Source organism: Streptomyces sioyaensis, assembly GCF_004122735.1.
GTDB lineage: Bacteria > Actinomycetota > Actinomycetes > Streptomycetales > Streptomycetaceae > Streptomyces > Streptomyces sioyaensis.
In genome coordinates, this window is record NZ_SDIF01000012.1 from 43,003 (window position 1) to 69,359 (window position 26,357).

The 26,357-nt window shown below is 73.6% G+C and carries 23 protein-coding genes; 10 read left to right on the forward strand and 13 right to left on the reverse strand.

Annotated elements, in window-relative coordinates; genetic code table 11:
- Positions 1 to 31 precede the first annotated feature (31 nt).
- The 7 genes from EST54_RS06715 to EST54_RS06745 all read right to left on the reverse strand — a co-directional run bounded on the left by EST54_RS06715 (position 32) and on the right by EST54_RS06745 (position 7,839).
- Positions 32 to 1,039, reverse strand: coding sequence for a DUF5914 domain-containing protein (locus EST54_RS06715; RefSeq protein ID WP_129246003.1), 1,008 nt, complete (start codon positions 1,037 to 1,039; stop codon positions 32 to 34).
- A complete protein-coding gene (locus EST54_RS06720; protein WP_129246005.1) occupies positions 1,036 to 2,067 on the reverse strand; it encodes a phytoene/squalene synthase family protein in 1,032 nt (343 codons plus the stop codon). The genes EST54_RS06715 and EST54_RS06720 overlap by 4 nt, the downstream gene beginning before the upstream one ends.
- Positions 2,064 to 3,599: a phytoene desaturase family protein gene (crtI, locus tag EST54_RS06725; RefSeq protein WP_129246007.1), complete on the reverse strand. Its 1,536-nt coding sequence runs from the start codon at positions 3,597 to 3,599 to the stop codon at positions 2,064 to 2,066. Before crtI ends, EST54_RS06720 begins: the two co-directional genes overlap by 4 nt.
- 38 nt (positions 3,600 to 3,637) lie before the next feature.
- The gene (locus EST54_RS06730; RefSeq protein ID WP_129246009.1) at positions 3,638 to 4,867 is read right to left on the reverse strand and encodes a beta-ketoacyl-[acyl-carrier-protein] synthase family protein; all 1,230 of its coding nucleotides are present in this window, start codon (positions 4,865 to 4,867) and stop codon (positions 3,638 to 3,640) included.
- Positions 4,867 to 5,130 carry an acyl carrier protein gene (locus EST54_RS06735; RefSeq protein WP_129246011.1) on the reverse strand — a complete coding sequence of 88 codons (264 nt, stop codon included), beginning with the start codon at positions 5,128 to 5,130 and terminating at the stop codon, positions 4,867 to 4,869. The genes EST54_RS06730 and EST54_RS06735 overlap by 1 nt, the downstream gene beginning before the upstream one ends.
- A gap of 271 nt (positions 5,131 to 5,401) precedes the next feature.
- Complete coding sequence (locus EST54_RS06740) at positions 5,402 to 7,027, reverse strand: MFS transporter (protein WP_239012488.1); 1,626 nt, start codon at positions 7,025 to 7,027, stop codon at positions 5,402 to 5,404.
- On the reverse strand, positions 7,024 to 7,839 hold the full coding sequence (locus tag EST54_RS06745; protein WP_129246013.1) for a thioesterase II family protein: 816 nt from the start codon (positions 7,837 to 7,839) through the stop codon (positions 7,024 to 7,026). Before EST54_RS06745 ends, EST54_RS06740 begins: the two co-directional genes overlap by 4 nt.
- A 445-nt stretch (positions 7,840 to 8,284) precedes the next feature.
- On the opposite strand from EST54_RS06745, the gene EST54_RS06750 reads away from it, so the two are divergent.
- Genes EST54_RS06750 through EST54_RS06765 form a run of 4 tightly spaced genes read left to right on the forward strand, consistent with a single transcriptional unit; the run spans position 8,285 to position 12,474 of the window.
- Positions 8,285 to 9,253 carry an alpha/beta hydrolase gene (locus EST54_RS06750; protein WP_129246015.1) on the forward strand — a complete coding sequence of 323 codons (969 nt, stop codon included), beginning with the start codon at positions 8,285 to 8,287 and terminating at the stop codon, positions 9,251 to 9,253.
- Complete coding sequence (locus EST54_RS06755; RefSeq protein WP_129246017.1) at positions 9,246 to 10,460, forward strand: acyltransferase family protein; 1,215 nt, start codon at positions 9,246 to 9,248, stop codon at positions 10,458 to 10,460. The genes EST54_RS06750 and EST54_RS06755 overlap by 8 nt, the downstream gene beginning before the upstream one ends.
- 29 nt (positions 10,461 to 10,489) lie before the next feature.
- On the forward strand, positions 10,490 to 11,806 hold the full coding sequence (locus EST54_RS06760) for a sensor histidine kinase (protein WP_129246019.1): 1,317 nt from the start codon (positions 10,490 to 10,492) through the stop codon (positions 11,804 to 11,806).
- Entirely contained in the window at positions 11,803 to 12,474 is a 672-nt protein-coding gene (locus tag EST54_RS06765; protein ID WP_129246021.1) for a response regulator, read from the forward strand. Before EST54_RS06760 ends, EST54_RS06765 begins: the two co-directional genes overlap by 4 nt.
- Positions 12,475 to 12,535: 61 nt before the next feature.
- Here EST54_RS06765 and EST54_RS06770 read toward each other — a convergent pair whose 3' ends face one another.
- The gene (locus tag EST54_RS06770; RefSeq protein ID WP_129246105.1) at positions 12,536 to 13,246 is read right to left on the reverse strand and encodes a TetR/AcrR family transcriptional regulator; all 711 of its coding nucleotides are present in this window, start codon (positions 13,244 to 13,246) and stop codon (positions 12,536 to 12,538) included.
- A gap of 196 nt (positions 13,247 to 13,442) precedes the next feature.
- Between EST54_RS06770 and EST54_RS06775 the strand changes: the two genes are divergently transcribed.
- A complete protein-coding gene (locus EST54_RS06775) occupies positions 13,443 to 14,399 on the forward strand; it encodes an NAD-dependent epimerase/dehydratase family protein (protein WP_129246023.1) in 957 nt (318 codons plus the stop codon).
- Between the two features lie 116 nt (positions 14,400 to 14,515).
- On the opposite strand, the gene EST54_RS06780 is transcribed toward EST54_RS06775, so the two are convergent.
- The gene (locus EST54_RS06780; RefSeq protein WP_129246025.1) at positions 14,516 to 15,058 is read right to left on the reverse strand and encodes a DUF4232 domain-containing protein; all 543 of its coding nucleotides are present in this window, start codon (positions 15,056 to 15,058) and stop codon (positions 14,516 to 14,518) included.
- Positions 15,059 to 15,541: 483 nt separating this feature from the next.
- Here EST54_RS06780 and EST54_RS06785 point away from each other — a divergent pair, with 483 nt between their 5' ends.
- On the forward strand, positions 15,542 to 17,737 hold the full coding sequence (locus EST54_RS06785; RefSeq protein ID WP_129246107.1) for an FUSC family protein: 2,196 nt from the start codon (positions 15,542 to 15,544) through the stop codon (positions 17,735 to 17,737).
- Positions 17,738 to 17,804: 67 nt separating this feature from the next.
- Here the strand turns inward: EST54_RS06785 and EST54_RS06790 are convergent, their stop codons facing one another.
- Positions 17,805 to 18,551, reverse strand: a complete 747-nt coding sequence (locus EST54_RS06790; RefSeq protein WP_129246027.1) for a ribonuclease H family protein — start codon at positions 18,549 to 18,551, stop codon at positions 17,805 to 17,807.
- Between the two features lie 198 nt (positions 18,552 to 18,749).
- The gene (locus EST54_RS06795; protein ID WP_129246029.1) at positions 18,750 to 19,427 is read right to left on the reverse strand and encodes an AIM24 family protein; all 678 of its coding nucleotides are present in this window, start codon (positions 19,425 to 19,427) and stop codon (positions 18,750 to 18,752) included.
- Positions 19,428 to 19,891: 464 nt separating this feature from the next.
- On the opposite strand from EST54_RS06795, the gene EST54_RS06800 reads away from it, so the two are divergent.
- Positions 19,892 to 21,208, forward strand: a complete 1,317-nt coding sequence (locus tag EST54_RS06800; RefSeq protein ID WP_129246031.1) for a sugar transferase — start codon at positions 19,892 to 19,894, stop codon at positions 21,206 to 21,208.
- 88 nt (positions 21,209 to 21,296) lie between these two features.
- On the opposite strand, the gene EST54_RS06805 is transcribed toward EST54_RS06800, so the two are convergent.
- Positions 21,297 to 22,241 (reverse strand): GDP-L-fucose synthase family protein, encoded by a 945-nt coding sequence (locus tag EST54_RS06805; RefSeq protein ID WP_129246033.1) that lies wholly within the window; start codon positions 22,239 to 22,241, stop codon positions 21,297 to 21,299.
- A 184-nt stretch (positions 22,242 to 22,425) separates the two neighbouring features.
- Here EST54_RS06805 and gmd point away from each other — a divergent pair, with 184 nt between their 5' ends.
- Genes gmd through EST54_RS06820 form a run of 3 tightly spaced genes read left to right on the forward strand, consistent with a single transcriptional unit; the run spans position 22,426 to position 25,093 of the window.
- Positions 22,426 to 23,439: a GDP-mannose 4,6-dehydratase gene (gene gmd, locus EST54_RS06810; protein WP_129246035.1), complete on the forward strand. Its 1,014-nt coding sequence runs from the start codon at positions 22,426 to 22,428 to the stop codon at positions 23,437 to 23,439.
- A complete protein-coding gene (locus tag EST54_RS06815) occupies positions 23,436 to 23,972 on the forward strand; it encodes a DapH/DapD/GlmU-related protein (RefSeq protein ID WP_129246037.1) in 537 nt (178 codons plus the stop codon). The genes gmd and EST54_RS06815 overlap by 4 nt, the downstream gene beginning before the upstream one ends.
- Positions 23,969 to 25,093 (forward strand): glycosyltransferase, encoded by a 1,125-nt coding sequence (locus EST54_RS06820; RefSeq protein WP_239012485.1) that lies wholly within the window; start codon positions 23,969 to 23,971, stop codon positions 25,091 to 25,093. The genes EST54_RS06815 and EST54_RS06820 overlap by 4 nt, the downstream gene beginning before the upstream one ends.
- A gap of 37 nt (positions 25,094 to 25,130) precedes the next feature.
- Here the strand turns inward: EST54_RS06820 and EST54_RS06825 are convergent, their stop codons facing one another.
- Positions 25,131 to 26,339, reverse strand: a complete 1,209-nt coding sequence (locus EST54_RS06825; protein ID WP_129246111.1) for a glycosyltransferase — start codon at positions 26,337 to 26,339, stop codon at positions 25,131 to 25,133.
- Positions 26,340 to 26,357: the final 18 nt, after the last annotated feature.

The following is a 26,357-nucleotide window of genomic DNA, read 5'->3' on the forward strand; positions in this document are numbered from 1 at the left end:
TCGGCGCCCGACGGCCCGGCGCCGAGCGGCCTCAGCCCGGGTGGCGTCCGCTGCTGCGCAGTTCCCAGCGGCGCTCTGCGTAGGCCAGATCGTCCCGCCACAGCCGGGCCGCGGCGGCGCGCAGCAGCGGACGCAGGGCCGGCGCGGCCGCGCGCGCCAGGGCGAACCCCGGGCGCCGGGACGTGGCGAGGATCGCCTCGATGACGGCGGTGCGCGGGCGTCCCCGGTCGTCCGGGCCCAGCGGCGTGGCGTGCGTCTCCACCACCGAGCCCCGCCCTTCGCCGGCCACGATGTGCATCACCACGGTGCGCGGCTCGGGGGCGGTGAACAGCGCGGTGACCGGGACGACGGCCCGGCCGGCGACCTTGAAGGAGACCTCGACGGCGATGCCTTCGGCCCGCTCCCCGTCGGCCGGGGGGCCGGCCACGGTGAGGTCGGCGAAGGAGTAGGGGTGGAACCACGCGCCGTGCCAGGGGTCGAGGCGGTTGGCCACGACGTCCTCGGGTTCGCACGCGCCGGTGGCGGTGTGGACGGCGGCGACGGCCCCCGCCGGGCGCGGCCGGGCAGGAAGGACGGGCTCCGGCAGCGGGAGTTCGCCGCCCGCCTCGTCCAGCCGGACCCAGGCCAGCAGTCCGTCGTCGTGGGCGGGGAACGGCTCCCAGCCGGCGAACGGGGCGCCGTCCAGGGCGAGTCCGTGCCACCGGCAGCGGAGGATGCCGCAGTGCACGGGGCCGAGGGCGAGGGGTGCGCCCAGGTGCGGGCAGGCGCCGGGACCGGCGACCAGGCGGCCGGCGGCGTCGCGCCAGGCGACGACCTCGACACCGGCGACGGTACGGCCGAAGGCGCGGCCGGCGGCGATGTCGCGGGCCGCGCCGAGCACGAACCAGTTGCCGGAGGGACGGGCCAGCGCGGCTTTGACGGCGTCGGCGATGACCGCGGGTTTGGCGTCGGGCCAGGTCGGGCGCTGCTGTGCCCACGGCTGCGATCCGCGTCGCAGCCGGAGCGGGAGGCGTGGGTGGGGGCGGCGCGTCCGGCTCATGGGGCTTCCTCCGGCACCGGTGCCGGCACCGACACCTGCCGCGATGGCCTGCCGGGCGGCGCGGCGGGCCCCCGGGCAGTGGACCGAGCGGTGAGGCGGGTGGTGAGCCGGGTGGCGGCCACGCGGGCCAGGCCGCCCGCGGCGGTGGCCGCCCGGCGCCGGCGGGTGACCACCGCGCGGCGGTGCAGCACGGCGTATCCGTCGTCGCGTACGGCGTCGAGGATGGCGCCGTAGAGGACGAACGCGGTGCGGATGCACGGGCGGGAGGACGGATCGAGCAAGGCGAGGCCGGGGGCCGCCTCGCGGTAGACGCCTTGGGTGAGGTCGGCGGCCGCCATCAGGGCCGCGGTGATCCGCGGGTCCCGCGCGCCGGTGTCCCGGCTCCAGCGGAGCAGTCCGCGGTCCACTCCGTGTGCCGCGAGCAGATCCGCGGGCAGATAGATCCGGCCCCGGTCGAGGTCCTCGCCGACGTCCCGCAGGAAGTTGGTGAGCTGGAAGGCGATGCCGAGGGCCGCGGCGTGCGGCGCGGCCTCCTCCCGCGGGACGACCGTGCCGAGCACCGGCAGCATCTCAAGCCCCAGCACCGCGGCCGAACCGTGCATATAGCGCCGCAGGTCGGCGTAGGTCGGGTAGTCCGTCACCGTCAGATCGCTGCGCATCGACGCCAGGAAGTCGAGGAAGTGGCGGTGGTCGATGCCGTACCGGGCGGCGGTGTGTGCCACCGCGCGCACCACGGGTTCGGTGGTCGGGGCGCCGCGCAGGCCGTCCTCCAGGCACTGCTGCAGGGCGTCGAGCGCGGCGGCGCGGCCGGCGGTGGTGCGGCCGGCGCCGGGCTCGTCGACGAGGTCGTCGGCCCAGCGGGCGAAGCCGTACAGGGCGTGCACGGCAGGCCGCCGCGCCGCCGGCAGCAGCCGGGTGGCGAGGAAGTAGGTCTTGCCGTGCCGGGAGTTGAGCCGGCGGCAGTGGGCGTAGGCGGCGCGCAGGAAGGGGTCGGTGATGCCTGCGGCGTCCAGTTCACGGTCGGTCATGCCGGGGTGCCTCTCAGCGCGGGGCGGGACGGGGCGGCGGCGGAGCGGGGCGGCCGCGGTCCGGTGATGCGGGCCGCGGCGAGCTTGCCGGAGAGCACGACGGTGGGGATGCCGACGCCCGGGGTGGTGCCACAGCCCGCGAGCACGGCGTTCTCGGTGCCGCGCACGAGGTTGCGGGGGCGGAAGGGGCCCGTCTGCGCGAGGGTGTGGGCGAGGGAGAACGGGGTTCCGGCGGCGAGCCCCTGCTCGGTCCAGTCGGCCGGGGTGACCAGGTGCTGCTCCTCGATGGCAGCGCCGAAGCCGGTGAGTCCCCGGCGCTCCAGCACCGCGAGCAGGCTGTCGCGGTAGCGGGGGGCGAGGTCGTGCCAGGTGCGGACGCCGGGGCCGGTCTCGGTGTTGGGGCAGGGCGCCAGGACGTAGTGCAGGTGACGTCCCGGCGGGGCGAGTTGCGGGTCGGAGGCGGTGGGGCGGGAGATCAGCAGGGAGGGGTCGCTCATCAGCCGGCCGGTGCGGGTGAGTTCGTCGAAGGTGCGCTCCCAGGCCGCGCCGAAGGAGAGCGTGTGGTGCGCCAGCTGCGGCCAGGTCCGGTCGGTGCCGGCGTGCAGGATCACCGCGGACGGCGCGTGGCGAAGGCGCAGCGGGCGGTGCGGCCGTCGGCCGAGGAGGCGGTGGACGACCGGCAGATCGGGGGTGAGCACCACCGCGTCACAGGGGATCCGCTCGTGCGCGGTGAGCACGGCCGTGATCCGGTCGCCGGTGCGGTCCAGGCCCGTCACCTGCCGTCCGTAGTGGAATGCGGCGCCAGCGCCGGCGGCGGCATCGGCCATGGCCTGCGGCAGGGCGTGCATCCCGCCGCGGGGGAAGTACACCCCGGCGACGGTGTCCATGTACGCGATGACGGCGTAGGCGGCCAGGGCGCGCGCGGGCGGCACACCGGCGTACAGCGCCTGGAAGGAGAAGACCCGGCGCAGCCGTGGGTCGGGCAGAAAGCGGCCGATCCGGGCGTCGAGGCGGCCGAACCCGCCGAGGGCGGCGAGCCGCACCAGGTCCGGGTGCAGCAGTGGGAGTGGCGAGTCGAAGTTGGCGTCGATGAAGCGGTGCCGCTGGACCGCGTACAGCTGCTGGAGCCAGCGGCGCAGCCGACGGTAGCCGTGCGCCGCCCCGGCGCCGGCGAACCGTTCGACCTCGGCCTCCATGGCCTCCGGGTCGGTGTGCACCGCCAGTTCGCTGCCGTCGGCGAACCGGGCGCGGTAGGCCGGGTGCAGAGCCCGTAGTTCCAGCCGGTCGGTGAGGCGTTCGCCGACCGCGGCGAACGCCTCGTCGATGAGGTCCGGCATGGTCAGCACGGTCGGTCCGGTGTCGAGGTGGTAGCCGTTGCGCTCGATCCGGCCGGCCCGGCCGCCGGGCCGCTCCGCGCGCTCGACGACCGTCACCCGGCGGCCGGCGCCGAGCAGATGCAGTGCGGCGGACAGACCGGACAGCCCGGCACCGACCACCACCACGTGGTCGGTGCGGCTCGGGACGGCTCGCATGCCTCGCTCCCTTCGGTGCGTCGGGCAGGAACGGCGGGTCAGACGGACCGGAAGACGAGTGCGGCGTTCTGGCCGCCGAAGCCGAAGGACGTACTGGCGGCGGCGGACAGCGGCGTGCTGCGCGGGGCCTTGGCCACGATGTCCAGATCGATGTCGAGGTCGGGGTCCTCGTGGTTGGCGGTGGGCGGGATGGTGGACTCCTGCAGGCTCATGACGGTGACCACCGCTTCGATGGCGCCGGCCGCTCCGATGGCGTGGCCGAGAGCCCCCTTGAGCGAGGTGACGGCCGGGGGCGCGGGGAAGACGGCGCGCAGGGCCCGGGCCTCGGCCAGGTCGTTCAGGCGGGTTCCGGTGCCGTGCGCGTTGACGTGGTCGATGTCTCCCGGCGTCAGACCGGCGTCCGCCAGGGCCGCGGTGAGGGCCGCCGCGGCGCCCCGGCCTTCCGGGTCGGGGGCGGCGTAGTGGTAGGCGTCGCAGGTCGCGCCGTAGCCGGCCAGCTGTGCGCGCGGGCGGGCACCGCGGGCCCGGGCGTGGGCGGGGCGTTCCAGGACCAGGACGGCGGCGCCTTCGGAGAGGACGAAGCCGTCGCGGCCGGCGTCGAACGGGCGGCAGGCGCCCGCGGGGTCGGCCACCCGTGGGGAGAGCGCGCCCATGCGGTGGAAGCAGGCGGCGGGGATGGGGTGGCGGGCGGACTCCGCGCCGCCGGCCAGGACGATGTCGCAGGTCCCGGCCCGCAGCAGATCGCGGGCGACGCCGAGGGCGCTGCTGCCGGAGGCACAGGCGGTCGAGACCGCGAAGTTGGGGCCGGTGGCCGTCAGGTCGAGGGCGATTTCGGCGGCTGCCATGTTGGGCACGCTGCGGGTGACGGCGAGCGGCGAGATGTCCAGCGGGCGGCCGGCCGCGAGCTTCGCGAACTCCCCGACATAGCGCTCCATGCTGGCCGTTCCCGTCCCCATGACCACGCCGACGCGGGCGGCGTCCCAGTCGGCGGGGGCGAGACCCGCGTCGGCGACGGCGTGCCGGGCGGCGAGGAGGGCCATGGCGACGAAGCGGTCGAGTCGCCAGGCGGCTTTCCGGCCGACCAGGCGCGCGGTGTCGAAGTCCGGCACCTGGCAGGAGATGTCCACCGGCAGGCCCGCCAGCCCCGGGTCCCGGGTGGCGGTGGACCGGCCGGTGAGCAGCCCCTCCCAGGTGGCCCGGGCGCCGATGCCGGCCGGGCTGACGACGCCCAGGCCGGTGACGGCGACCTCGCGGCAGGGTCCGGACATCAGCTGCTGCTGTTCGGTGCGGCCGTCAGGGCCTGTTCGGCCTCGGCCCGGTCCATGAGCGCCGCCAGCCCGTCGATGGTCGTGTGCAAGGGCACGTCGTCCAGGGAGATGCCGGTCCGTTCCTGGAGCATCAGGCCCATCTCGACCAGGGCGAGGGAATCCAGGCCCAGTTCCTCGAAGGTGCGCTCGGGGGTGACGTCGGCCGGGTCGAGGTCGAAGGTTTCGGTGAGGGTGGTGGTGATCAGTTCGGTACTGGTGGGCACGGAGGGCTCCTTCGGTGGAGGGGGTGGCGCCGGCCGCGGGCCCCGGGCGCGGTGTCGTCCGGGCGAGGGACGCCGGTGGGGACCGCCCTCGCGCGCCGGTACGCGGGGGCGCGGGCGCGCCGGGCCGTGCGGGTGCGGACGGGGGTGCGGCATCGCGGCTCCAGACAGGCGGGCGGCACCGGGGCGGTGCGCGGAGGTCGGTCGCGCGCCTTCCACTGTCGCCGACCGTGTCCTTCGGCACCGGGCATGAAGGCACCTCCGAACGAGTGGCTTATCGCTCCGCGGCGCCGGGGGTTCGTCCCTGGTCCGCGACCATGGCGCGCGGAGCCGGCGGTGTGGCGCGGCGGGCGTCATGGGGGCGGGGCGGCCGGCCGAGCCAGCGGGCGGCCGCCGCGGCGGTGAGCAGGGTGACGGCTCCGGCGACGACGGCGGTGAGCGTCATCGCGTCGGTGAAGGCGCTCCGGGCGGCGGACAGCACGCCGGCGCGCAGCGCTGGGGGCAGGTGCCGCGCCTGTTCGGGGACGGACAGCATGCTGTGTTCGGCCGCCGCGGTCACCGGCGCGGGGGCGTGCAGACCGGTCAGGGACGTACTGAGCCGGGAGGTGAAGACGGCCGCGAGCAGGGAGCCCTGGACCGCCACGCCGAGGGCGGAGCCGACCTGGCGGGTGGCGTCGTTGATGGCCGATCCGAGTCCGGCCCGTTCGGTGGCGACCGAGCCCATCACCGATTCGGTGGCCGCTGCCGCGACCAGTCCCGCGCCGACGCCGGCGACCAGCTGGAAGACCGCGCAGTGCGGGTAGCCGGAGTCGGGGGTGGTGGTCGCCAGGACGGCGAAGCCGGCCGTGACGAGGGTCAGGCCGGCGACGACGGGGACCCGGCCGCCCAGCCGGGTCCGCAGGGGCACGGCGCACACCGCGCCGAGGGCCAGTCCGCCCGGCAGCGGCAGCGTCCGCAGGCCGGCCTGCCAGGGGCTGAAGCCCAGCACCCCCTGGAGATAGAGGGTCAGCACGAACAGCGCCCCGAACATGGCGAAGGACATCAACGCCAGGGCAGCCGCCGCCACTCCGATGCCCGGCACCCGCAGCAGGTACAGCGGCAGCATCGGGGCGGGCGTGCGCAGTTGCCGGGCGACGAACGCGGCCAGCAGCAGCGCGGCGGCGGCGAATCCGGTCAGGGCCGCCGGGCTGGTCCAGCCGCGGTGCGGGCTTTCGGTGATGGCCCACACCAGCGCCAGCAGCCCCGCGGCGGACAGCGCGGCACCGGGCACGTCGAAGCCCGCGCGCCGCACCGTACGGGACTCGGGTACCAGCGCCAGGGCGAGGACGACGATGACGCCGGCCAGGGGCAGATTGATCCAGAAGGCGGCGCGCCAGGAGAAGTGCTCCACCAGCCAGCCCCCGATGACCGGACCGCACAGTCCCCCCATCCCGCCGACCGCGGCCCATGCGGCGATCGCCCGGCTGCGCAGCCGGGGTTCGGGAAACAGGTGGTGCAGGACCGCCAGGGTGGCCGGCATCAGCAGCGCGGCCCCGGCCCCCATGACGCAGCGCGCGGCGATCACCTGCCACGGGTGTCCGGCCAGCGCACCGCCCAGCGAGGCGCCCGCGCAGACGGTCACGCCGCAGACGAAGGAGCGCCGCCGGCCCCAGGCGTCGGTGAAGGCGCCCACGGCCAGCACCGTTCCGCCCAGGACCAGGGCATAGCCGTCCACGATCCACTGCACCTGCGCGGTGGAGGTGTCGAGGTCGCCCTGGAGGTCGGGGACGGCGACATTGAGGACGGTCAGATCCAGGCCGAGCATGAACAGGCCGAGGCACACCACGGCGGCCGCGCCCGCACGCCGGGCGGGCCCGGCCGTCCGAGTGGCCGTCATGCCGTCCGGCCGAGTGGCCGTCATGCCGTCGCCACGGGGGGTTCGATGACGGTGCCGAGGACGCCGGTGAGGTGGTCGACCAGCGCCTTCGCCGACGTCTGCAGATAGCCGTGCCCGCCGGGGAAGAGCTGCGCGGAGGCCGGGGTGGTGACCAGGTCGTTCCAGGCCCGGAGCTGGCGCAGACCGGTGACCGGGTCCAGCTCGCCGCCGTAGAGGGCCAGGGGCACCCGGAGCGGCGGTTCCGGATGGTGCCGGTAGTGCAGGAGCAGCAGCAGGTCGGCCAGTAGCGGGGTGCAGGCCGCGGCCATCAGGCGGGCATCGGCGAGCAGTTGCTCGGGAATCGGGCCGACGAGTTCGCGAAGTCCGGCAAGACCGGCTGTCAGGCGCGGCGGCAGGTCCGCGCTGTAGGCGTCGAGATGCGGCGCCGACAGGGAGGACACCGCCAGCAGCGCGGGCGGGCGGCCATGGGTGCGCCGCAGGTGGCGGGTCGCCTCGTAGGCCAGCAGCGCGCCCGCGCTGTGGCCGAAGACCGCGAAGGGCCGGGGGTCGGTCCAGTCGTCGAGCACCGCGGCGAGCCGGGCGCTCAGATACGCGGGATCGGTCAGCGACGGTTCCCCGGCGCGGGTGCCGCGGCCGGGCAGCGCCACGGAACACAGCTCGATCCAGGGCGGCAGCAGGGGCACCCACCGCAGATAGCAGTCCGGGCCGGCGCCGGCGGGCGGCAGGGCGTACAGACGCAGCGAGGCCTGCGGACGGGCGGCCAGCACGACGCGTTCCGGCACCGCCGTCGCCGCGGCCGGCACCGACGTCGACTCTTGTGTGAAACCGACACCCACGACTCACGCCCTTCGCCTCGCGCTTCACCGGTTGGCCGCTCCGGTCCCGCGCCGCCGGCCGCCCCGGCGGGGCCGCGCGCGGCCGTGCGGCCGGGCGGCCCGGCGCCACGGCCCGCCGGCCGACGGGCCCGGGCAGCCCCGGACCGATGCCCACGCCGACCCTGCACTCCCCCGCCCGCTCACTCCACACACCACGCACGGCGCCGGCCCTGTCTGACACCAACGGCGGCAGCCGTTCGCCGTCAGCGGGCGCCGGTCCCGGGGGTGCGGGACACGTCGCACCGGGCCGCTGTGCACCGTCCGTTCAGGGCCGCCGCCCCCTACCCCTAGTACTTCAGAGCCAGGCCGGAAGTGCGCTCCGCGGCGGGACGTGGACCAACCCATGCGCTTCATAGCGTCCTCTCGGAAGCCACGACCGGCTTCCGTGACGGAAGGACCGATCTTCATGGCGTCCCGCCCGCGCAGCGGACGACTGCTGCGCACCCTGCTCGCCGCGCTCGTGGCCGCCTCGGTGGCCGTGCCCGTGTCCGGCGCGGCCCGCCCCGCGGCCGTCCCGGCGCCCGCACCGGTGGCCCTCGCCCCGTTGCGGGACGCCGGCCCCGGCGCGCTCGCCGAGCGGTATGCCGTCAACCGTGCCGGAATCCGCGCGGCGGCCCGGATGGCGGACGGGCACGGTGACCGGGAACGGGCCCGTGCGCTGCGCCGGATGGCCGGCCCGGCGCGGCAGTTCCTCTCCTTCGACGGGCGGGGCGGGGGCCGTACCGCCGAGGTCTTCGGCGATCTGGCGCGGGCCGAGCGGATCGCCGTCCTCGTGCCGGGCTCGGACACCAACCTCGACACCTATGCACGGTTCCAGGCCGGCGCGACGGCGCTCCGGCGGACGCTCGACGACCGGTCCGCCGTGATCGCCTGGCTCGGGTACGAGACGCCGGGCACGGTGAGTCCCGAGGTGCTCACGCCCGGCCGCGCGGCATCGGCCGCCCCGCAACTCCGCTCGTTCCTCGGCGAGATGGCGGCGCTGCGGCCCTCGGCCCGGATCTCCGTGCTGTGTCACTCCTACGGTTCGGTGGTCTGCGGCCGCGCCGCGCCGGGGCTGGAGGTGGCGGACCTCGTGCTGTACGGCAGCCCCGGCGCCGGGGTCGGCAGCGCTGCGGCCCTGCACACCCGGGCGACCATATGGGCCGGCCGGGGCGCGGGCGACTGGATCGCCCAGGTGCCGCACGGTCAGCTGGACCTCCCGTTCACCACGCTCGGGCTGGGCGCCGATCCGGTCTCGGACGCCTTCGGGGCCCGGGTCTTCGCGGCGGGGACCGGCGGCCACAGCGACTATCTCCGGCCCGGATCCGTCGCCCTGCGGAACATCGCCCGGATCGTCTCCGGCCGGGCTCCGTCCGGGGAGGGCCGTGATGCGTGAGCTCGCCCGGCGGATCGCCGCCGCCACTCCGGACGGCCGGGACCGTGGGGTCGACGCCCTGCGGGCGCTCGCCATCCTGGGTGTGGTGCTCGGGCACTGGCTGGTGACCGCCCTCGTCACCGACAGCGGCGCCGTGCACGGCGCCAGCCCGCTGCACACCATGCCGCAACTCACCCCCGTCTCCTGGGTCTTCCAGACCCTGGCGGTCTTCTTTCTGGTCGGCGGCCGGATGGCGGCAACGAGTCATGTCGCGGCCCGCGCCCGGGGCGAGAGGTACGGGCGGTGGCTCGGCGCTCGGACGGCCCGGCTGTTCCGGCCGGTGGCGGCCGTCCTGGTGCTCTGGTGCGTGGTGGTGGTCGCCCTGCTCGCCTCCGGGGCCGGCCTGGAGACCGTTCGCACCCTGGGCACGCTCGCGTGGTCCCCGCTCTGGTTCCTGCTGGTCTTCCTCGCGCTGACGGCGGCGACCCCGTTGGTCGCCCGGCTGCACCCGCTGTGGCCGCTGGCCGTCGTCCTCCATATCGACCTGCTCCGCTTCGGGTTGGGGGGTCCGGAGTGGCTCGGCTGGCTCAATGTGCCGGCGGGCTGGCTGGTTCCGTACTGTCTGGGCGCGGCCTGGGCACGCGGCCGCCTGGGCGGCCGGTCGACCGGCTGGGCGCTGCTGCTCGGTGGCGGCGCCGCCACCTTCGGACTCGTCGGATGGGCCGGGTATCCGGCCGCCATGGTCGGGGTGCCGGGCGCCGGGATATCCAATCTCAACCCGCCCACCCTCGCGGTCGTCACGTTCGGCCTGGCCCAGTGCGGGGCGGCTCTGCTGCTGCTCGGTCCGCTCCGGCAGGTCCTCCAACGCCCCCTGGTCTGGGCGCCGGTGGCGCTGCTGAACCTGTCGGCGATGACCGTCTTCCTGTGGCACCAGACCGCGATGATGGCGGTCACCGCGCTCGGCCTGCTCGCGGGCCGGCCGCTCCCCGGCCTGCACACCGCCCCCGACGGAGCCTCGTGGGTGCTGGCCCGGCTGGCCTGGCTGCCGGTGTTCGGGGTGGCGCTGCTGGTGTGCGGGGCCGCGTTCCGTGCGTACGAGCAGGGCCGTGCGGGGCGGCGCGGCCACGCCCGGGCCGTGCCCGAGCGGCGGACCGCCCTGTCGGCGGCCGGCCGGTGCCCAGGGCTTGTACCAGGGGTCAGGGTCGGAAAGCCGCGGGCCCGGTCATGACCCATCGGACAGGCCCTAAAGTGGTTCACATGATCACGGGGGGCGTGAAGGGCGGGGAACCGCGGTGGCGGGCGGCGCTGTTGGCGGTGCCGCGTACGCTGCGCGACGATCTGTGGACGGCGGCGGCCGATCCGCTGCCGAGGTTGAGCAGGCCCCGTCTGCTGGCCCGGCTGCCGCATGCGGTGATCGGTGTGCTCGCTTATGCGACAGCCATCCTCACCACGGACTTCCTCACCCATACCTACCGGCTGGTGCCGGGCCTGGCGCTGCTGCTCGCGCTCTGCCAGTCCGGCGCACTGCTCGCGGCCATGTTCCGTCCGGTACCGGCCTGGTGGGTGTCGACGGCCGCGATGGTCGGCGCGGCCTTCGCCGCTCAGCGCAGCCTCCCCTGGGAGGTGGGCTTCCCCTGGACCGAACCCGGCATGCTCGCGCAGGCCGCGACGGCGTTCCTGCTGGCGCTGCGGGTACGCCCCCGGGTCGCAGCCGAGGCGTTGGGGGTCAACGTCCTGGCCGGGCTGGTCTGCCTGATGTTCCTCGGCCGGGGTCAGCACGAAAATCTGACGCAGGCGGTTTCGCTCCTGATCATCGCGACGGTCCTGGGCGCCGCACTGCGCGGCCGCCGGGTGGCCCGTACCCAGCTCGTCGCGCAGGAGGAGCTCACCGCCGAGGAGCGGGCCCGGCGCACCCTGCTGGAGGAGCGCAACCGGATCGCCCGGGAGCTGCACGACGTGGTCGCCCACCACATGTCCGTGATCTCCATCCAGGCGCAGGTCGCGCCGCATCTCGTCGAGCACCCCACCGACGAGCTGACCGAGAACCTCGCGGGCATCCGTCAGAACGCCGTCGACGCGCTGACCGAACTCCGGCGGGTGCTGGGCGTGTTGCGCTCCGAGGATCCCTCGGCGGAGGGCGTGCGGCACGCCCCGCAGCCCACCCTCAGCCGGCTGGAGGAACTGATCGCCAATGTGACGGCGGCCGGACTCACCGTCACCACCGAGACCACCGGCGAGCCGCACGCGCTGTCGCCGGGGGCCGAGCTGTCCGCGTTCCGCATCGTCCAGGAGGCACTGAGCAACGCGATGCGGCACGCGCCCGGGGCAACGGTGCGGGTCCAGCTCGGCTACGGGCCCGACGACCTCACCCTCCGTGTCACCAACACCGCGCCGGACGGGCCGGCCCCGCCCTCCCCCGGCTCCGGACACGGACTGCTGGGCATGCGCGAACGCACGGCCATGCTCGGCGGCGAACTGGCCGCCGGCCGGACCCCGGACGGCGGCTACGAAGTGACCGCCCTGCTGCCCGCCCCTGCGAGAACACCGGCCGACGCCGGCGAGGACACCCCATGACGACCATCCGTGTACTGATCGCCGACGACCAGATGATGGTCCGCCAGGGCTTCACCGTGCTGCTCAACGCCGAACCGGGGATCGAGGTCGTCGGCCAGGCCGTGGACGGCCTCGACGCCGTCGCCAAGACCGCCGAACTCGCCCCGGACGTCGTCCTGATGGACGTCCGGATGCCCCGGCTCGGCGGCATCGAGGCCACCCGCCGCCTCACCGAACCGGCCGGCGCCACCGTCAAGGTCCTCGTCCTGACCACCTTCGACCTCGATGAGTACGTGTACGAGGCGCTGCGCGCGGGCGCCTCCGGCTTCCTGCTCAAGGACGCCTCGGCGGCCGAACTCGCCCAGGCGGTACGGGTGGTGGCGGCCGGCGACGCCCTGCTCGCCCCGAACATCACCAAGCGCCTGATCGCCGAGTTCTCCCGGGTGACCAGCGCCCCGCGCGCCCCGCTCAAGGACCGGGTCGGCGATCTGACGGAACGGGAGACCGAGGTGCTGTCACTGATCGCCCAGGGCCTGTCGAACGGCGAGATCGCGGAGCGTCTGGTGGTGGCGGAGCAGACCGTGAAGAGCCATGTGGGCCGCATCCTGGTCAAGCTGGGCCTGCGCGACCGGACGCAGGCCGCCGTCTTCGCCTACGAGACGGGGCTGATCCGCCCGGCCGGATACTGAGCGGCCGCCGGCAAGGCGCGGCCCCGGGAGCGCGCGGACGGGCACGGCGGGCATCGGGGAGCTAGAGCCGGAAGGAGTCGGCCAGCGTGTCGATCTGCGCGGTGAGCAGGGTCGGTGCGCGGTGCCCCATCCCGGCGTACTGGCCCGACACCTCCAGACCGACCGTGCCGTGCAGCTGCGACCAGGCCAGCACCGTTCCGGCGAGGGCGGTGCCCGCCGCCTTGCCGTGCGCCGGCAGTCCGGTGTGCTGCGCCACCCAGTCGGCGACGCCGTCGTCCTTGCGTACCCACGCGGCCATCTCGGCGACGACCGGCCGGAGCGCCTCGGCGGGCTCACCGGCGGCGAACACCTTGAGGAACGGCCCCAGGACGGCCCGCGCGCGCTGGAGCGTGTCGGGCGGCGCCGCGTAACCGGGGAGCGGCGTTCCCTGGATCAGGAGGTAGCGGTGCGGCTGCGCGACGGCCCAGCTCCGGTAGGCGCCGGCGAGGGCATGCAGGGTGGCCCGCGCGTCCCCGGCCGCGGCCCCGTCGGCCTGCCCGATGGCCTGCGCCACATCGTCGTAGGCGTCCCGGATGAGTTCGCCCAGTAGATCGTCCCGGCCGGCGAAGTAGCGGTAGAGGGCCGGCCCGGACAGGCCCATGTCCTTGGCGATCCGGGTGAGCGCCACAGCCTGGACGCCGCCCTCGGCGAGCTGCTGCAACGCGGCCGTCTTGATCTCCGCACGGTTCTGCTCGCGGTAGCGCGCGCGGGGGCTTCGTACCTCGGCGGCCATGTTCTCCTCCTGCGTCGCGGGGCGGCGGACGGCCTTGGGTGAGCGGTCCTCGCTCATCGTAGCCACTCCTTCAGTTGCAATGGACCATCGCTAGAGTTATGGTCTCTAACAGAAGTGAGGGAGGCAAGCGGGAACCTGCCGCACCACCCTCTCCCTGATCCGATGCAGCCCGCCGCCCCGCAGAGAAGGAATCGCCATGTCTGTTGCCGCACGCCGTCTCCACGCCGTCCTGGGTGCCGGCCCGGCCGGCACCACGCTCGCCGCCGAACTCGCCCGCCGCGGTCACGCCGTACGGCTGGTCAGCCGCTCGGCGCCGGACGCCACTCCCGACGGCGTGCAGGGCCGCGCCATCGATGTGAGCACGCCCGAGGGGGCGCTGGCCGCCGTCGAGGGCGCCGATGTCGTGTACCACTGCGTGAACGTCGGGTATCATCAGCAGGTCGAGGTCATGCCCCGGGTCCAGCAGGCGGTGCTGGCCGCCGTCGAGACCACCGGCGCCCGGCTGGTCGTCCTGGACACGCTGTATCCGTACGGCCGGACGCAGGGCGCGGTGATGACGGAGGAGACTCCCTGGCGGGCGACGAGCCGCAAGGGACTGATGCGGGCACAGCTGGACACGGAATATCTCGCCGCCCACCGTGCGGGGCGGGCCCGTGTCGTCCTCGGCCGGGCGGCCGACTTCGTGGGGCCCGGCGTGCTCAACTCGACGCTCGGCGGCGCGGTCTTCCCGGCCGCACTGACCGGTGGCGAGGTCCTCGCGCTCGGCGACATCGACCTCCCGCACAGCTACACGGCCATCCAGGATGTGGCGAAGGGACTGGCCGCCCTCGGCGAAGACCCGGAAGGCGACGGCCGGGTGTGGCACCTGCCCACCGCGCCCGCTCGTACCACCCGTGAGATCCACTCGATGATCGAGGAGCGGGTGGACCGCCCGCTGCGACGGGTGATCCTCACCGAGCCCCGCCCGTTCGGGCCCTTCGACGCGACCTTCATGGACGAGTACGCGGAGATGTTCTACCAGCACACCGAGCCGCAGATCGTGGACTCCTCGGCGTTCGAGCGCGCCTTCGGCCTCCGCCCGGCGCCGCTGGAGGCGACCCTCGACGCCACCCTCGGCTGGTACCGCACGCTGGTGACCGGCGCGCGGAACTGACCTGCCGCATCCGGCCGGTGACGTGCACGGAGCGACGTCCCCGGAGCGACCGGACCGCCCCACGCACGCCGGGGGCCGACGCCACATGCGTCGGCCCCCGGCTGCACCGGCAGCGGTCAGGAGGCGCCGGGCGGCGTCGCCGACCAGGCGGTCACGGACAGCGCCGCACCATCGACGTCCTTGTCGAACGCCAGGACGCTGTGCGCGTTGCCACCCGCCGGGGAGACCTGGAGGTACTTGGCCTTCGCGGACGGCCCGGCGTGGCTCCAGACGAGGTCGGCGTAGGCGCTCTTGCCCGGCTTGAGCGTGACCTGGTGGGCGCCCGGGTCCTTCGCGAAGTAGGTGTCACCGCGGTGCACGGTGGTCTTCATGGCCGAGTGGCCAGCGCCCTGCAGCGCCAGCCCCGGGTACCCGGATATCGCGCAGGTGCTCTTGCCGGTGTTGGTCACCCGCAGGTAGGTGCCCTCGTGGTTCATCCCGGCCTGGCCCGAACCCGCGCTGGTGGTCGAGACCTTCAGCGCCCCCGGTCCGCACGAGCCGGCAGCCCCCGCGCCGGAGCCGGCCGAACCCGCCGCGGCGGCGATTCCTGCACTCGCCCCCGCGGCCAGCACGACGGCGGCGGTGACGGTGACAGCCCTACGCAGACCACGGATGGTCATCAGTCATCAACTCCCTCTTCTCCGGCATCCGGAGAAATAGCGGTGCCCTCCCCACCGCCCGGTTGCGCACGGTTCCGTCGCTCCGTCCGCGAAGGCACCGGGCAGGGCGCCCTCCGGCGACAGCACCGGACCGTCGATCCGGGCGGTGGGTTGGGCATGCGTTTTGTGCACCACCCACCCTGGGCACCTCCGCTGATGATCCACTAACGCCTCACTAACACCCGAAATACGCAAAGGGAGCAGGCAGGCCGGGGAGTACGGGAAGGGTGCGGGGGCGCGGGCCCACCAGGCGGTGCACGGTGCGGTGCGGCCGGACCGGGGGACGAGGCGACTGAAGCCCGTCCGAGCAGACGTGCGATGCTGGAGCACCGGGGATCATGGCAAGAAGTGGGAGCGTACGGCAGCGTGGTGGCAGCGATACGGCGGGCGGGGACGAACACCTGGGACCGTTTCGCGGCATCCGACCCGGGGCTGCTGCGACTGATGGCGGGACTGCGGACGGTCGGGGCCATCGTGCTCACCCTCCTCGTCCTCGCGCTGCTCGGCACCGGCGTCCCCTTGATGGTCGCGGGCTCCATGGTCGCCATGGTGTCCACCTTCGCGATCAGGGAGAAGGAGGTGCGCGGCCAGGCGATCACGCTGGCTCTCGGCCTGCCCGTCGCGCTCGCCGCCATGTCGCTGGGCGCGCTGCTGCACACCCTGGTCATCGCCGGCGACGTGTTCTTCGTGCTGCTGATCTTCGCCGCCGTCTACTTCCGGCGGTTCGGTGACCGCGGCACCGCCCTCGGCCTGATCGGGTTCCAGGTCTACTTCATCTCGCTGTTCGTGCAGGCCAGCGTCCGCACCCTGCCCGTGCTGTATCTGACGCTGGCCGTCGCCATCGGGTGCAGCGCCCTCGTCCGGTTCGCCGTCGTGCCGCAGACTCCCCAGCGCACCCTGAGCCGGCTGCGCGAGGCCTTCCGGGCCCGCCTCGCCCAGCTGCTGGCGACCCAGAACGAGCTGTTGGACGTGGGCCCCGAGGAGCTCGACAAGGTCCTGGACGACCTGCGCCGGCACACCGCCCGGCTGCACGAGGCGGCACTGATGATCCAGGGCCTCCTGGAGGAGGGCACGCGGGACGAAGCCGCGGCCGGCCTGGTGCAGCGTCGCGTCGCGGAGGCCGAGGTCGCCGCCGAGCGGCTGGGCATGCTGCTGCTCAACGCCCGCAGCGCCGGGCGCGCGGACACCCTCACCATGCATCTGCCGCATGCGCCGGTGCCGGCCACGGGCACCCGCATACGGACCGAGGACGAGGCGATCCGCACGTTGCGCCGCGATCTGAACGCCCTCCTCGTGCTGGTCGCCCGGCCCACGCCCGGCGGCCGCGGCACCGCGGTGGCCCATGTACGCAACCGGCTGCTCGGCTACCGGGACGAGGAGAACCTGCCGCCCGCCTCCCCCGCCGTCCAGGACGTCTTCCGCGGGCTCGGTGAGGCCGCGCGTTCCGTGCTGGGTCTGCGGCTGGCGCTGGACGGACCGCAGGACGAGTCGGACGACTCCCCGGCCACCACGCGTTCGCGCGAGGAGTTCGACGCCGAGGACCTCGCGATCGACGTCGCCGAGGAGGCCGAGGAGCCGGAGGACGACCGCACCGGGCTGCAACGGCCCACCACCCGGGCCGCGTTCCAGGTCGCGGTGGGCTCGACGCTGGCCATGATCGGGGGCGAGTTCCTGTCCAGCCAGCGCTGGTACTGGGCGGTGCTGACCTGCTGGGTGGTCTTCCTCAACACCGCGTCCACGGGCGAGATCCTGGTCAAGGGCTACCGCCGGCTGGTGGGCACGGTCCTCGGCGTGGTCGCCGGTGTCGCGCTCGCCGGGCTGGTCGGCAACCACACCTGGACCGCGTTCGCGCTGGTACTGCTCTGCATCTTCGGGATGTTCTTCACCGCGCCGCTGTCCTACGCGCTGGTGTCCTTCTTCGTCACCGCGATGCTCGGACTGCTCTACACCCTGCTCAACACCTACAGCCTCGATGTGCTGGTGCTGCGCATCGAGGAGACCGCGCTGGGTGCCGCCTGCGGGATCATCGGCGCGGTGCTGGTGCTGCCGGTGCACACCGACCGCCGTACGGACGAGCTGCTGGGCACGGTGCTGGTCCGGCTGCGGGACGTGGTGACCGCCGCGGTGGAACAGCTCAGCGGCGGGCCCGCCGTCGACCTGCTGGGCAAGGCGCGCGAGCTGGACGAGGCGCTGGACGAGCTGCGCGCCTCCATCCAGCCGCTGACCCACCCGATCACCCCGCTACGGGTACGGCGGCGGACCGCCCGCTATCTGGTGGCCCTCCTGGAGACCTCCGCCTATCACGCCCGTTCCCTGGCGGCGACCGCGGAACTCGTCCCGTACAGCAAGACGATCGCGGCCGACCCGCGCCTGGAGCGGGCCGGCCGGCGGATCGCGTACAACATCGATCTGATCGTCGCGCGGGTGCTGGAGGAGAGCACCGAGGGCGAGGTCCAGTCCGGCGCCAGCGTCGCCGCGATGCTGGAGACGGCCGGCTCCGGCGCGCTGCGGACGGGCACGGTCACCTTCCGCGTGCTGCGGCATCTCCAGCGCCTCGACGAGGGAGTGGTGGGTATCGCCCGCCCCCTCGACGTGCCGGTGGCCGGCCGCAGCGGAGGCGGCAGCGGCAAGGCGTCCTGAGCCGGAGCCTGCCGGACGCTCACCGGGGCGGCCCGGGGCTCCGCCCGATTGCGGTCCAGGGCGTGCTCTACCGGGGCCGTTCCTGGTCCGTCGCGCCCGCGCCGGAGCGGCACGCGGGGTGCCCCCAGCCCTCGTCGTTCTTGGAGATCGGCTCGCCCGCAGCGTAGGAGCGCCCGCAGCGGCAGCGGCCGGGGAACTTGGCCTTGAGCGTGCGCGCCGGCTTGCCCCCGCCGCGCCGCTGCGGTGCGGAGGCCGTCCGCGCCGTGGCGCCGGAGGTACCTCGACGGGTGCCGGCGGACCGCGCGGCGGCCGCGGCGGCCGGCGGCTGCGGGGAGCCGAGTTCACTGCCGGCGGCCTCCTGCTCGGTCGCCGCCTGGCTCGCGGCCCGGTCGGCGAAGTCGTTCAGCGGGTCCCCGTCGACCTGGTGCGCGGGCACGTACCGGAACTCCACGGAGCGGCCGGCGAGCAGCGCGTCGATGCGTACGACCAGTTCCTGGTTGGCGACCGGCTTGCCCGCGGACGTCTTCCACCCCTTGCGCTTCCAGCCGGGCAGCCAGGTCGTGACGGCCTTCATCGCGTACTGGGAGTCCATCCGGATCTCCAGCGGTACGGCCGGATCCGTGGCGGTCAGCAGGCGTTCCAGGGCCGTGAGCTCGGCGACATTGTTGGTCGCGGTGCCCAGCGGCCCGGCCTCCCACCGCACGACGGTGTCCGCACCATCGGCGATGACCCAGGCCCAGCCCGCGGGCCCGGGGTTTCCTTTCGACGCGCCGTCACAAGCGGCACTCACGCGTTCAGCCATGGGCGCGATCATGCCAGGCGGCGGCCCGCCGGGGCGAAGCCGCCTCCGGACGGGCTCGATGCCGCCCGGTCCCCCGGGCAGGCCGTACGGGCACACGCGGGGCGGGCCCGAGGCACCACGGAAGCGAGGCGCCACGAGAGCGAGGCACCTCAGACGCGAGGCGCCACAGACGCGAACATGCCAAGATACTTCGGCCCCGAACCCGCAAGGTCAGTTCCCGGCCGACTTCTCCGGGCGGAGTTCGCTGGGCCGGACGATGACGAACCCCTCGCCTTCGAGGCGGAGTTGGACGGCCTCGCCGGAGCCGCCGCGGAGCATCGAACCGAGGCTCTGCGAACGGTGCAGCCCCGTGTGCAAACCGCTGCTCCAGCCGACCACGGCATCGGTGTCGACGAAGACCGGGGACTGCGGGGAGACGGGTATGACGATGGGGTTGCCCTCGCACATCACGCCCAGCTTTCCCTGGCCGCTGAAGACGGAGTTGAAGAGTCCGCCGCCCACCATGCCCGCGCCCTTGACGACCTTGATCTCATAGGAGAGGGACGGGTCGAAACACAGCACATTGCGGCCGTTGACGGTGAGGCCGTCGCCAGCGGCGAGGTCGATGATGAAGCAGTTGGCCGCCTCGTGCGCGAACCACACCTCGCCGCGGCCCCGTACGGCCATCAGCGCCAGCCCCTCGCCGGTGACCGCGCGCTTGAGGAACTTTCCGACCCCCTGACCCTGCTTCTCGAATTGCAGCTCACCGCGGTAGGCGATCATCGCGCCCTGCCGCGCGTAGCACTCCCCGTCCAGCGCGTATTTCAGCGACTTGGCGTTCTGCTGCACCATGCCGGGCGCGGTGGCCTGCGTCGCCATGTTCTCGGCGGCAAAGAGATCACTGTTCATGACAAGAATGCTAGAGCGCGCCGTGGCGGGGCACCCGGGAAGTCCGTCGACAGGTACCGGAGCGCTGCTTCCGGTCCGGATTCCCGGCCCGACGGGACGGCTGAAATCGGTTCATACCTTCCGCGAGTTGTAAACACGGGGACACAAGAACACTCAAAATAGGTAAACCGCAGCAGTCAGGCGCAACGTGCTCTAGCGTCACGTCCGACACGGGGCGGTGGTCTGTGCCAGGGGGGCGACGACTGCGCCGGAATGAGGGGACGACCAAGTGGGGGGCCATGGGGTTGTTCGAAGCTGCCGGATCACGGGTGATGGAATCGCCCGCCGGAACAGCCGAATTGGATCGCGCGCCGGAACACCACAGGGGAGGAAAAAGGCACACGCCCGCCGAACGACGGCTCTTACCGGTGGCGTTGGCCGTTGACGCAATCGGGGCCGTGCTACCGGTCGCCGCGCTGTGTGCCATGACGGGGCAGCCCCATCCGCTGCTCGTCGCGACGCTGGCCGGTGCGTCGTGGCTGGCCGTTGGGGCATCGAAGAATCGTTACACCCGAGACGAACTGGACGCCGGTGCCCTGCTGCCCGTCTTCCGGGACTGGCTGACCATGCTGGGGGTGCTGGCCGTCGCCTGCGTCGCGACGCGGGTCGACTTCTCGCTGGAGATCTGTGTGCCGGCGCTGCTGCCGTGTCTTGCGCTGGGCGTGGCCCGGCGCAAGCTCGCGCACCGGTATCTGCTCGCCATCCGGCGCCGTGCGCGGGCGCTGCGGCGGGTGCTGATCGTCGGGGAGGCGGGCGCGGTCGATGTGGTGCTCGCGGAGCTGGGGCACCACACCGACCACGAATATGTCGTCGTCGGAAGCTGTCTGATCGGCGACGAAGCGACCGATTCGGCACTGCCCGTCTACGACCGGCTCACGTCCGACGGCGAGGCACCCGAAGGGGCACTGGACGGGGAGCGGGTCCTGAGGTGCGCCGCCGAACTCGGCGCCGATCTCGTCTTCGTGGCGCCGGGCCGGCAGATGCCCGCGGCCCGGGTGCGGCGGCTGGCCTGGGCCCTGCACGACGGGGGACGAAATCTGGCCATACTGCCGGGCCTGATCGACGTCTCGCAGCACCGTGTCCGGCTCGCCAAGGCGGCGGGGCTGACGGTGATGCACATAGACCCGGCGGCGCGTCGGGGCATTCCGGTACTGCTGAAGCAGGCCACCGACCGGCTGGGGGCGTTGCTGCTGCTCGTGCTGCTCTCCCCCGTCTTCGCCGCGGTGGCCACGGCCATAAGGCTCAGCACCGCGGGCCCGGTGTTCTACTGGCAGATCCGGGTCGGCCGGGATCTGCGGCCGTTCCGGATGTGGAAGTTCCGCACCATGGTGGTCACCGCCGACCGGATGCGGGCCGCGCTGGAGTCGGCCAACGAGCACGACGGAGCGATGTTCAAGATGCGGCGGGATCCGCGGGTGACGCGGGTCGGCCGGCTGTTGCGCCGCTTCTCACTGGACGAACTGCCGCAGCTCTTCAACGTCCTGGCCGGCCATATGTCCTTGGTCGGTCCACGGCCGCCGCTGCCCGAGGAGGTCGAGCGGTACGACGGGACCGAGATCCGCCGGCTGTCGGTCAAGCCGGGCCTGACCGGTCTGTGGCAGGTCAGCGGGCGCTCGGACCTCTCCTGGGACGAGACCGTCGCACTGGATCTGAGCTATGTGGACAACTGGTCCTACTCGCGCGACATAGGGGTGCTGATGCGTACCGTGCGGGCCGTCGTGGACGGGCGCGGTGCGTACTAGGGCCTGCCCGGGTCGCCGTGGGTCGCGGTGTGCGGCCGGTGCCTCGCCGAGAGGCGGGCGCCGGCCGCACACCGCGGGCCGGTCCGGCTCACGCCGTTGCCGGCTCCGCCTGCCACGCCTCGTAGGTCCGGGCGATGCCCTCGGCGAGCGGGATGGTGGGCGCCCAGCCCAGGGCGCGCATCCTGCTGATGTCGAGCAGCTTGCGCGGGGTGCCGTCGGGGCGGGAGGGGTCGAAGGCAATCCGTCCCTCGTAGCCCACCGCGGCGGCGACGCAGGAGGCGAGCTCGGCGATGGTCAGGTCCTCGCCGCAGCCGACGTTGACCGTGTCGTCACCGTCGTAGCGGCGCAGCAGTACCTCACAGGCGGCGGCCAGGTCGTCGACGTGCAGGAACTCGCGCAGGGGCGTTCCGGTGCCCCAGAGGGTGAGTTCGGGCAGGCCCTGCTGCTTCGCCTCGTGGAAGCGGCGGATCAGCGCCGGCAGCACATGCGAGGTTTCGAGGTCGAAATTGTCGCCGGGTCCGTAGAGGTTCGTCGGCATGGCGGAGATGAAAGAGGCACCGTATTGGCGGCGGTAGGACCGGATCTGCACCAGGCCGGCGATCTTGGCGATCGCATACGCCTCGTTGGTGGGCTCCAACGGCCCGCTCAGCAGGGCGTCTTCGGTGATGGGCTGGGCGGCGTGCTTGGGGTAGATGCAGCTCGATCCGAGGAACAGCAGCCGGCGTACCCCGGCGTGGTGGGCACCGGCGATGACGCTGAGCTGGATGCTGAGATTGTCCTCCAGGAACTGTACGGGGTGGGTGCTGTTGGCCATGATTCCGCCGACCTTGGCGGCCGCCAGCACGACGGCGTCGGGCCGGGCCGCGCGCAACCAGGCCCCAGTGGCCTCGGCGTCGCGCAGGTCGAGTTCCGCACGCGTACGGGTCAGCACGTCATAGCCCTGGGCGGTCAGTCGACGGGTCACGGCGGAGCCCACCAGACCCCGGTGGCCGGCGACGAAAACACGAGCAGGTGTGGGCAGCAAGTCATCCATGGGGCGGATTGTCGCAGTCAATCCGAGACGCCCACCGGCTATTTCAGGAAATATCTGGCCCGCTTCTTCCGCTCGACCACCGGCCGGGCCGCAGGTAGCGTCCAGCGCCCGCGGCCCGCCGTCCGGCACGCGGGCAATCCATCGTTCGATCCCGATGCACAGTCACTTCTCGTGGGGGGAAGCCATGCCGAAAACCGCGGTCATCACCGGAATTACCGGTCAAGACGGTTCCTATCTGGCCGAATTGCTGCTGAGCAAGGGCTATGAAGTGCACGGGCTGATGAGACGCTCATCGAGCTTCAACACCGAGCGCATCGACCACATCTACCAGGACCCGCACACCCCGGACCGCCGGCTGCTGCTGCACCACGTCGACCTGTCGGACGGGGTGGCGCTGGTGAATCTGCTGCGCGATGTGCAGCCCGACGAGGTCTACAACCTCGGGGCCCAGTCCCATGTCCGGGTCTCCTTCGACGCCCCGCTGTACACCGGCGATGTGACCGGTCTGGGCGCCCTGCGACTGCTGGAGGCGATCCGCGCCAGCGGCGTCCGGACCCGGCTGTACCAGGCCTCGTCCTCGGAGATGTTCGGCGCCACACCGCCGCCGCAGAACGAGGGGACGCCCTTCCACCCGCGCAGTCCGTACGGCTGCGCCAAGGTCATGGCGTACTGGTCGACCGTCAACTACCGTGAGGCGTATGGCCTGTTCGGCGTCAACGGCATCCTCTTCAACCACGAGAGCCCACGACGGGGCGAGACCTTCGTCACCCGCAAGATCACTCGTGCGGTGGCCCGCATACAGGCCGGTCTGCAGAAGCACCTCTATCTGGGCAACCTCGATGCCGTCCGCGACTGGGGATACGCCCCCGAGTACGTCGAGGCCATGTGGCTGATGCTCCAGCGTGACGAGCCCGACGACTACGTGGTCGCGACCGGTGTGGCCGCGACCGTACGGGACTTCCTGCAGGCCGCGTTCGAGACGGTGGGGCTGGACTGGGAGCGCAGCGTGCGCTTCGACCCGAAGTACGAGCGGCCCTCCGAAGTGGACGCGCTCATCGGTGACGCGTCCAAGGCGAAGAGCCTGCTGGACTGGTCGGCGAAGGTGCAGTACGACGAGCTCGCCCGGATCATGGTCGAGTCGGACGTACGCCAGCTGCAGGACGAGCTCTCCGGCCACCGGGTACGGGTGGACCGATGACCACTCCCGCCACCGCCCGCCGGCTGCGCGGCTTCAGCGGCGCGGGCTACGACAAGGGCCGGGGGCTGCTGACCCAGGCTGCCTGGTTCGCCGTGCTGAACCTGGTGTTCATGAAGTGGTGGTTCCCGCCGCGGCTGCGGCCCCCGCTGCTGCGGGCCTTCGGCGCCCGTGTGGGTCAGCGGGTCCTGATCCGGCACCGGGTGCGGGTGCAGTGGCCGTGGAAGCTGTCGATCGGCGATGACGTCTGGGTGGGCGAGGATGCCTGGCTGATCAATCTGGAGCAGATCAGCCTCGCGTCCGACGTCTGTGTGTCGCAGGGCGCCGTGCTGTGCACCGGAAGCCATCAACGCCGGTCGCCCACCTTCGAGTTCGACAACGCGCCGATCAGTGTGGAGGAGGGCGCCTGGGTGGCCGCCCGTGCCGTGGTTCTGCGCGGCGTCACCGTCGGGAAGGGGGCGGTGATCGGTGCCGGAGTGGTCGCGCCTCGCGATGTGCCGCCCGGCGCCGTGTACACCACCGGGGGTGCCGCATGAAGATCACCCATGTCGTGACGCTGGTGAGCGACGACGGGGCGTACGGCGGACCGGTGAGCGTGGCCACCGGTCAGCTGGGCGAACTCGCCTCCCGGGGGCACGAGGTGGAGCTGGTGTCCCTGTGGCGGGGCCGCGGGACACCCCCGGGCACGGTGGACGAGGTCCCGCTCCGCGCCCGGCCCGCCCGCACCCTGGTGCCGGGGCAGGGGTTCCTGGGCCTGTTCCACCCGGGGCTGCTGCCGGTGCTCTGGCGCCGGGCAGGCCGGGCCGACGCCCTCCATCTGCATGCCGGGCGCGATCTGGTCTCCCTGGCCGCGCTCGCGACGGCCGTACTGCGCCGCCGGCAGTTCGTGGTGCAGACCCACGGCATGGTGCAGCCCCGCCGCTCGGCGGTGGCCCGGCTCTTCGACCGGGTGTATGTGCCGCTGCTGCGCCGGGCCCGCGCGGCGCTGGTGCTCACCGACGAGGAGGAGGCCGGGCTGCGGCAGGTGCTGGGGCCGCGCGGCCCGCGGCTGGTCCGGCTCCCCAACGGGGTGCGTACCCGGCCGGCGGACGAGCCGCGCGACGGGGCGGATGTGCTGTTCCTGGCCCGCTTGCAGACCCGTAAACGCCCGGAAGCGTTCGTCCGGATGGCGGCGCTGGTGCACCGCAAGCGGCCCGAGGTGTCCTTCACCCTGCACGGTTCGGACGAGGGCCGGCTCCCGGAGGTCCGCCGGCTGATCGCCGAGGAGGAGCTCGGTGAGGTGGTGACGTACGGCGGTGCCCTAGATCACGACGCCGCGGTGCGGCGCACCGCACGGGCCACCGTGTACGTCCTTCCCAGCGTCGACGAGCCGTTCCCGATGAGCGTGCTGGAGTCGCTGGCGGTGGGCACCCCGGTGGTCTGCACGGACAGCTGCGGGATCGCCGCCGAGTTGGAGCAGCGTGGGGCCGCGCTGGTGACCGACGGTTCGCCGGAGGAGCTGGCGGACGCGGTGCTGCGGCTGCTGGAGGACGGGCCGCTGCGGGAGGGCGTCGCCCGCGCGGGCCGGACGGCCGTGGAGGAGGAGTTCTCCCTCGCGGCGGTCGCCGACCGGCTGGAGGAGTGGTACCCACTGCTCGCCCGGCCCGGAGCCGGATGACGGCGGGCGGCGGGGGCCGGACCCCCGCCGCCCGCGGTTACCGGCCGGCCGTGGCCAGCCGCAGCAGCGCGGTGATCCGTTCCAGGCCGGCCCGGCTGCTGAGCCGCTGCTCGACGTACTGCGGACCGCGGGCGCCCAGCCGGGCCGCCCCCTCCGGGTCGGCGGCGAGCGCACGGACCTCCGCCAGCAGCGCCTTGGGGTCCTCCGGTGCGATCACCGTGCCGGCCCCCGCGCGCAGCACCTCCTGGGCAGTGCCCCCTTCGGCGGCCACCGAGGCGATCACCGGCCGGCCGGTCATGAAGTACGAGGTCAGCTTGGACGGCAGACTCATGTCGAGCACGGAGGCCTTCTGGGTCACCGCGAGCACATCCGCGGCGGCGAGCACCTCGGGGAACTCCTCGGCGCCGGCCGGCGGCAGGAAGGTCAGCGCGGAGCTGCCCGCGGCGAGCTGTTGCAGGTGGGCGCGCTGATTGCCGTCCCCCATGAGCACGAACCGGACCGGTGCGGCTTCCTGGTCGGCGAGCCGGGCGGCCTCGACCAGTACTTCCAGGCCCTGCTTGAGGCCCATGTTGCCGGCGTGCAGCACCACGGTTTCGTCCGGCTGCCACCCCAGCCGTGCCCGGGTTTCCGCCCGGTCGCCGCTGGGCCCCTTCACATGCGTCCAGTTGGGCACCACATGCACCCGTGCGCGCGGCACCCCCATCGCCATGACCCGGTCCACGAACGACTCGTGCACCACCCCGACGACATCGGCGCCGCGCAGGATCCGGGCCTCCAGCGCCCCGGCCACGGCGGCGGCACGCCCCCCGCCCTGGATGCCGCTCTGCGCGGCGGCGGCCCCCATCAGGTCCTGGACCACCACGACATGGGGCACCCCGGCCCGCCGTGCCAGGCGGCCGCCCAGCACTCCCCCGGCCAGGCTCGGCATCTGACTGAGCACCACATCGGGGCGGACGGGCGGCGGCGCCACGAGGCCGTGCGCCAGGATGCCCGCCTCGAACGCCGCGCGCCGCAGCGCGGTCTGACGTGGCGGCACGGTGTGTCTGCGGCGGTGCACCGTCACCCCGCCACGACGCTCCCGCATCCGCCACCGTCCCCGATACCCCTCCGCCACCCGCCAGGCCGGGTAGTGCGGCATGCCCGCCAGGACATGGGTGTCGGCTCCGGACGCGGCCAGATGCTCGGCTATCTGCGTCGAGTACGGCCCTATGCCGGTGTGTTCGGGCGCGTAGTTGGTCGAGACCACGAGCACACACCGGCCTGC